The organism is Limosilactobacillus reuteri, from assembly GCF_020785355.1.
GTDB lineage: Bacteria > Bacillota > Bacilli > Lactobacillales > Lactobacillaceae > Limosilactobacillus > Limosilactobacillus reuteri_I.
Genome location: NZ_JAJGVH010000024.1, coordinates 1 through 341, shown reverse-complemented (window position 1 = coordinate 341; position 341 = coordinate 1). Strand labels below are relative to the sequence as shown.

Annotated in this window: 1 pseudogene; it reads left to right on the top strand. The window is 42.8% G+C overall.

Annotation, left to right across the window (positions count from 1 at the left end):
* A pseudogene (locus LMB56_RS00165) lies at positions 1 to 341 on the top strand (hypothetical protein); the annotation flags it as partial.

Below are 341 nucleotides of genomic sequence, written 5' to 3'. Positions count from 1 at the left end.
AAGCTTTCACTCATTGAGACTGAGTTGCTTAAGCTCTCGCTCATCGATACTGAGTTGCTTAAACTTTCACTCATGCTTACTGAGTTACTCAAGCTTTCGCTCATTGATACGGAGTTGCTTAAGCTTTCGCTCATACTTACCGAGTTACTGAGGCTTTCACTCATTGATACCGAGTTGCTGAGGCTTTCACTCATTGAAACGGAGTTACTTAAGCTCTCGCTCATCGATACCGAGTTACTTAAGCTCTCGCTCATCGATACTGAGTTACTCAAGCTCTCACTCATACTTACCGAGTTGCTGAGACTTTCACTCATCGATACTGAGTTACTTAAGCTTTCACT